The following is a 5390-nucleotide window of genomic DNA, read 5'->3' as shown; positions in this document are numbered from 1 at the left end:
CAAGGGCATCAAGGGCCGGGCCTGCGGCCCTGAAATCCTCACCCGTTCGGTGCTCGCCCTGCGGGCTGCGCTCCGCGTGCGGCTTCCGGTTTCACCCTTGACCCCCTTTCCACTTGAAAACCGGGGCACCTGGGGCCGTTTGGCTGGAAGTGGTGTCAAGGGCGGCACCGCAGGCCGCAGCGCCGTAGGCGACCGAGCGAGGATGCCGGGCGAAGCCTTCACCCTTGATGCCACTGGAAGCCATGCAGCCTATCGGCCAGGGGGAGGAACAAGGCGAAGCCGCCGGGCCTGCCCCCGCAGCCAGTCCGGCAAGATCGGACGCGGGATGCAACCGAAGGGGTTGCCCAAGCGAAGCGCGGAGTAGGGCGGTGGATAAGAATAATAGTAGTAAGACTATTACTATTCCTACCGTTCCCGATGGTGACACGGCGACGACCTGGCCGAACTGCCGGCGTCACCAATGCCCGGCAATGGTGACAGGCCCGCGCGATCGAGGAAGATCCGTTGTCACCAAAGAAAGCCCCGCCGAGGCGGGGCCGTGGTGCAGATCGAGGGACTACCGCCGCCATCGAACAGCAGCGCCCGGAATATGGCGTTTCAATCCACGCCTGCCGCTACGACAGGCGACTTTCCCCCGCACGAGAAGCCAGCGCCTTGCGGAGCTGCCGCCAGAAGATGCGCCATTCCCCAGGCTGGCCGTTCTTTGTCAGCAGTGCCCAAAACATGGCGAACGCTTCGCCCGGCCGCTTGCGGTACGCCTCGGCCATTGCTTCGTCGTGCGGCTTGTCCTTCATCGTTCGTACTCCATCACCGGCAGAGGATAGGCCCGCGCGATGTTCTCCATGTTGTAGCGGTATTCCAGGCGGCCGAGCGTGGAGGGCTTCGCCCCTGTCCGCTTTGCCGCCTGGGCGACCGTCTGCACGTCCCTGGCGTGATCGGAAGCAAGGCCCGGCACTTGCGCCTTGATGGCCCGAGAGTTACCCGACCGTTCCCACTCTTGCAGCCAATGAGCAATGCGCCGGCTGTCAGGGACAAAGCCCGTTGCGTGCGTCATGAGGCGCATCAGGGCTTCATGTTCAGCTTGTCGGAACATAGCGCATCACCCCTTTTTCATTTCGCCGCCTTCCGGCTTTTTCCAGCCTTCCGCGATGCGCTCTTTGACCGCATTCCGGTAAGCCGGATTCCAAGGCGTGCGCCCCATCAGGAAGTGCTCTGCGCGTGCTCCACTGGTCTGATGGCCTGTCCGTGGGTCAAGCCGTGTCGATTGCGCGAGCGGGTTCAATGGGCGTGCAATCGGGCGCATGACCGACGCGGCCGGGGCCACGATCTGACGCAGGGACATGGCTTGCAGCGCAACGCCGCCGGCCAGCCCCGAGGCCATGCCCTTAGCCTGCATGGCAATCCAGCCCAGGGCCACCGTCAGGCCGAGCACTTGCGCCGCGACCATGAACGGGTTTTGCCCGCCGCTGGCATCCACGTTCAGATTGACCCCGCTCACGAAGTGATCGAAGGCCACAACGCCGAAGGACATGATTAGTGCCAGGATGACGACCGAAAAGATGTAGTTCAGGACTTGGCCGAACCAGCCATCAAAGAACTTGGCTGTGATCGGGAACATCAGGCACAAGATGAACAGCGGCCCCAGGGCAAACATGATCGCAAGCGAGAACTTGGCAATGATGATGTTCACACCACCAATCAGGGCGAAAACCAGCGTGCCCAGGCAGATGAGCAGCGCAGCCCCCCACCAACTCAGCGTCGCGCCGAAATCCCACCCCGCATCACTGGCGCGCTGCAAGCACAGCGCGGATAGCTCAAAGCCCTTGTTCAGCATCGTGTCCAAGGTCTGATAGATCGAGGCGGAAGGCGAAGCCGAGTTCGCGTTGAGCAGATCGGAAAGCCCGGTTTCCAGGCCGTTGAGCGCGGCTACAACGTGATTGTTGTAGCCATCGGCCGAGAGGGCGAAAGCCGCCACGATGATGATTTTCACGCACTGTTTCATGAACGATGCGAAGGGCGCTTCTACCGAGCCGGTGCTAATCGCGTAGCCCATTAAGACCATGTAGAGCGTCACCCCGGTAACGGCGAGCATTTGCAGGCCATACATGAGGCTGGATGCGGACGGTTCGACAAAGGCCGTCGTGGCATTGGTGATGGTTTCACCGAGGTACTGGAATAGCGTTATGTCAGCCATGATTGCCCCTTATTTCTTGAAGGTCGGCGGCTTCACATCGACGCCGTAGTTTTTGCTGCCAAGGTCGATCTGGTTTTGTGCTGCCCGCGCATTGACGCAGTTTGGAGAGGCGGCCAGCTCGCCAGGGCTGGCCTTGCACTTGGCGAGCATTTCCAGGCGCTCTTTGTCGTGGGCCTTGTACCAATCGGCCGTTTGAACGGGCGTGTTCTCGCCGCAGCCGGCCAGGACGGCCGCGACGACCAGGGCGATAGAGAGCTTTTTCATTTCGCCCCCCCTTGCACATGCTCGATAGTGTCAGCGGCCACATTCAGAGCGCCTTCTACGATGCTCCACGCACCGAGAAGTAAAACGATCAAATGGGCCATGTCGATGTAATTGCCCGTCGCAAGGGCGCGGATGTAATCAAGCAGAATCATTTCCGCACCTCCTGCGCTTCGGCGTCGATGGTGCAGCCGGTGAAATGATCGGGTGCATGTTGATGCGCTGCGAGCGCACGTAGGGCGCTTTCCCGCGTTGTGACCCAGGAACCCCCGAGGATTTCGGCCGAGTCGCGGAGCAGGAAAAGGGCCACACCGAGGGAAGCCACCGAGCCGAGAACGGCAACCCCCGAAGTGATCGGGGCATCCTGGCCGACCATCATCAGGTCGAACCAATCAGCCGCCGCCATGATGAAGGGAGCCGTTAGAAAAGCGGCCGCGATGTTCTGTTTGTTGCGCAGCCCAGGCGCTTTGCGTGCCAGCTCTTGCGCCAGTCCGAGCCGGTCGAGGCCGGCCCAAGATCGCCAGAGCATATGCAGGCAGACCGCCGCAACAGCCATGAGAAAAAAGTGAAGGTAAGTCATGATCGCCACTCCTGTTGAAAGGAGGGCGTCGGGCCTTTCGGCCGTTCCGCCACCATCGGCAGCGGTCTTGCTCCCCACCCAGGAGCGCGCCCCGCAGGGCTTCACAGCGGCGGATAGGCCGTCTGTTTCAAGGCAGACCGGGCGCAGCGCGGAGCCGGTCTAGTAGATGGGCGACACCCAAAACCGTTGATTCAGATATGCCAAAACCTAGCGGAATGGCATCCCAATTTTCGTACTTTGGCGCGGATTAGCCAATGGTGACACGGTGCCCGCACCAGGTTCGCCGCCGTGTCACCAATCTGATTCATGCGATTATTTTACTATGAATTGCATATCCTTTTCAATGTGCCGCAGGCACCTTTCCCCACCCTGGCCCGCAGGGCCAAGAGGGGGCGGCGTGCATGTCTGCCGTCACCCCTGAAAACCCGGCTGCACTTCGGGCATGGCCTGATACTCGACCTGCACCGCGCCGACCGGCTGGCCGGGGATTTTCAGGAAGCCGTGCAGATCGGGCAGGTTCAGGATTTCCGACGATAGGATGGCCGCTTGCCGGACGCGCTGCATGTTGTAGCTGGTATTGCTGGATTCCGACGAGTGCCCAGGGTTGAGCACGCCGCCCGAGCTGGTGCCCTGGCCCGTCGTCATTTGCAGCCGGTCAATGTCCTGTTCGCCAAGTTCCTTGCTGAAATACTCGGCCGTTTCGTTGTCGCCGGCCCGCAGTATCAGCTTGGTGGAGAGGTTCGCCAGGAGCGTTTGCGCTTCGTCGCGGCCGTAGGTTTCGCGGAGCTGCGACACCGTTTGCAGGCCCAGGACGCACCGGCCGCCGTACTTGCGGAGCTTCGTCAGGCCGCCGCGTAGGCTCGACACTTTGCCCAGGGAATCGACCTCATCGAACACGAACCACAGCCCGCGCTCTTGGTTCTCCGACAGGCTCAAGCCTTCGACAATGCCAAGTTCCAAGATCGAGGCGACCAGCCCGCGCAGCAGGCCCATTTGATCGTCGCGGTAGGTGACAAACAGCCACCCGTCGCGGGTTTCGTCCTGCACCCACTCACGCACGGAGAACGTGCCGGCGTCGGGCAGGTAGCGCCACACGCCGAGATAGGTAGCGATGATGCCGCGCGTATTGTTCAGCATCTTGTCGTTGCCCTTGGCCGTCAGGATGGCCGCAGGCGTGCCGGCCAGCAGCTCGCCTAGTTCCTTCGTGTCGGCGGCGCTGACGTAGTGCAGCAGCCGCTTTACCGAATGTTCCCCGCGCTGATGCAGGGCGAGCAGCGTTTCACCCAGGAGCGTTTGCGCGTAGTGGTGCCACTCTGCCCCCTCGCCGGTGCCGTCCGGCACGGCCGCCTTGGCGATGCGCTGGCAATCGTAGTCATGGCGGATTTCCGCGAAGGGCGACCAATCGACCGAGCGCCGATCAAACGGGTTGAAAAGCACGTCACCAGGGCGGCCGAAGCGGGAGAAGAAGCCGCCGGCAGGGTCAGCGATCAAAGCCCGCTGCCTGCGCTGGCGAACGGCCCGCAGCACCCGATTGATGGCCTGCGTCTTGCCCGCGCCCGTGGTGCCGCTGAAAAGCATGTGCTGGGCTTCCAGCATCCGAGGGAGGACGACGCCGCCGATTTCAATATCCACGTCGGCCGGCTTGGCCTTGTCGCCGTACATGCGGGCTTGCAGATCGCCGCCGCCGACAACTTCCGTGCCGCGCACGACGGTTTCCTGACCGTGCGGCGCATAGTTCGAGCGGGCGACGTAGTGACCCCATAGGCGCGTTTGGCAGAACACCGAGACGACGGCCACGCCGAGCGCCAGGAGCGCCGAGGATTCGCCCGAGGCGAGCCAGCGCGGCACGGCCGAGGCGATGCCATAGACCAGGGCCGCAGCCCACAGGCCGAGCCAGCACCACACCACCCAGGCAACCGCACCCCGGTTCTTGCCCTTGAGCGTGTCGCGCACGTTGCGGGCCAGGAAGAAGGCCGAGGCGGCCAGGATAACGAGCGTCAGGACAAGGGCGGGCTTCATGGCGTGTTCCTTCTGGCCTCTTGGATGCGTTCTTTGGCCTTGGCGTCCAGATCGCCCCAGGTTGCCATGACGGCGCGACCGAAGGCCGCTTGTTCGGCCTGCTGCTGGCCGTAGAGCAGATGCGAGCCGTAGAAGCCGAGCGCCCCGCCAAGCAGGCCGACCGCCAAGGCGACGGCGAGCCATTGCCACCGTTGCCGACGTTCTGCCTTGGCGGCTTCCTCATGGAGCCGCGCCGAGCTGGACAGATCGCGCGCCACATCGGCCAGGGCCGCGCCGGCTTCCTCGCGCAGCGCCGCTTTCAGGGAATCGCGCAGGGCGACTTTCTCTTGCGCCGTG

8 protein-coding genes are annotated in these 5390 nt (G+C 63.1%); all 8 read right to left on the bottom strand.

What is annotated here, in order from left to right; translation table 11 throughout:
- Positions 1-614: 614 nt before the first annotated feature.
- The gene (locus PHQ87_RS14050) at positions 615-794 is read right to left on the bottom strand and encodes a hypothetical protein (RefSeq protein ID WP_300235599.1); all 180 of its coding nucleotides are present in this window, start codon (positions 792-794) and stop codon (positions 615-617) included.
- Entirely contained in the window at positions 791-1093 is a 303-nt protein-coding gene (locus tag PHQ87_RS14045; RefSeq protein WP_300235596.1) for a hypothetical protein, read from the bottom strand. Before PHQ87_RS14045 ends, PHQ87_RS14050 begins: the two co-directional genes overlap by 4 nt.
- A gap of 6 nt (positions 1094-1099) precedes the next feature.
- The gene (locus PHQ87_RS14040) at positions 1100-2194 is read right to left on the bottom strand and encodes a type IV secretion system protein (RefSeq protein WP_300235593.1); all 1095 of its coding nucleotides are present in this window, start codon (positions 2192-2194) and stop codon (positions 1100-1102) included.
- A gap of 9 nt (positions 2195-2203) precedes the next feature.
- On the bottom strand, positions 2204-2458 hold the full coding sequence (locus PHQ87_RS14035) for an EexN family lipoprotein (RefSeq protein ID WP_300235591.1): 255 nt from the start codon (positions 2456-2458) through the stop codon (positions 2204-2206).
- Complete coding sequence (locus PHQ87_RS14030) at positions 2455-2610, bottom strand: hypothetical protein (protein ID WP_300235588.1); 156 nt, start codon at positions 2608-2610, stop codon at positions 2455-2457. The genes PHQ87_RS14035 and PHQ87_RS14030 overlap by 4 nt, the downstream gene beginning before the upstream one ends.
- On the bottom strand, positions 2607-3035 hold the full coding sequence (locus PHQ87_RS14025; protein WP_300235585.1) for a hypothetical protein: 429 nt from the start codon (positions 3033-3035) through the stop codon (positions 2607-2609). Before PHQ87_RS14025 ends, PHQ87_RS14030 begins: the two co-directional genes overlap by 4 nt.
- 411 nt (positions 3036-3446) lie before the next feature.
- Complete coding sequence (locus tag PHQ87_RS14020) at positions 3447-5054, bottom strand: type IV secretion system DNA-binding domain-containing protein (RefSeq protein WP_300235582.1); 1608 nt, start codon at positions 5052-5054, stop codon at positions 3447-3449.
- Positions 5051-5390, bottom strand: a 340-nt coding sequence (locus tag PHQ87_RS14015; protein ID WP_300235579.1) for a hypothetical protein, incomplete at its 5' end; no start/stop codon positions are given. The genes PHQ87_RS14015 and PHQ87_RS14020, both read right to left, overlap by 4 nt.

Source organism: Hydrogenophaga sp., assembly GCF_028698005.1.
In the GTDB taxonomy this organism is placed as follows: Bacteria; Pseudomonadota; Gammaproteobacteria; order Burkholderiales; family Burkholderiaceae_C; genus Hydrogenophaga.
Note: the sequence above shows the minus strand (reverse complement) of the source record. Positions and strands in the feature narration are given on the sequence as shown.

Excerpts from the sequence above, each read along its gene's own strand:
- PHQ87_RS14050 (WP_300235599.1), bottom strand. The coding sequence starts at position 794 with ATGAAGGACAAGCCGCACGACGAAGCAATGGCCGAGGCGTACCGCAAG.
- PHQ87_RS14045 (WP_300235596.1), bottom strand. The coding sequence starts at position 1,093 with ATGTTCCGACAAGCTGAACATGAAGCCCTGATGCGCCTCATGACGCAC.
- PHQ87_RS14040 (WP_300235593.1), bottom strand. The coding sequence starts at position 2,194 with ATGGCTGACATAACGCTATTCCAGTACCTCGGTGAAACCATCACCAAT.
- PHQ87_RS14035 (WP_300235591.1), bottom strand. The coding sequence starts at position 2,458 with ATGAAAAAGCTCTCTATCGCCCTGGTCGTCGCGGCCGTCCTGGCCGGC.
- PHQ87_RS14030 (WP_300235588.1), bottom strand. The coding sequence starts at position 2,610 with ATGATTCTGCTTGATTACATCCGCGCCCTTGCGACGGGCAATTACATC.
- PHQ87_RS14025 (WP_300235585.1), bottom strand. The coding sequence starts at position 3,035 with ATGACTTACCTTCACTTTTTTCTCATGGCTGTTGCGGCGGTCTGCCTG.
- PHQ87_RS14020 (WP_300235582.1), bottom strand. The coding sequence starts at position 5,054 with ATGAAGCCCGCCCTTGTCCTGACGCTCGTTATCCTGGCCGCCTCGGCC.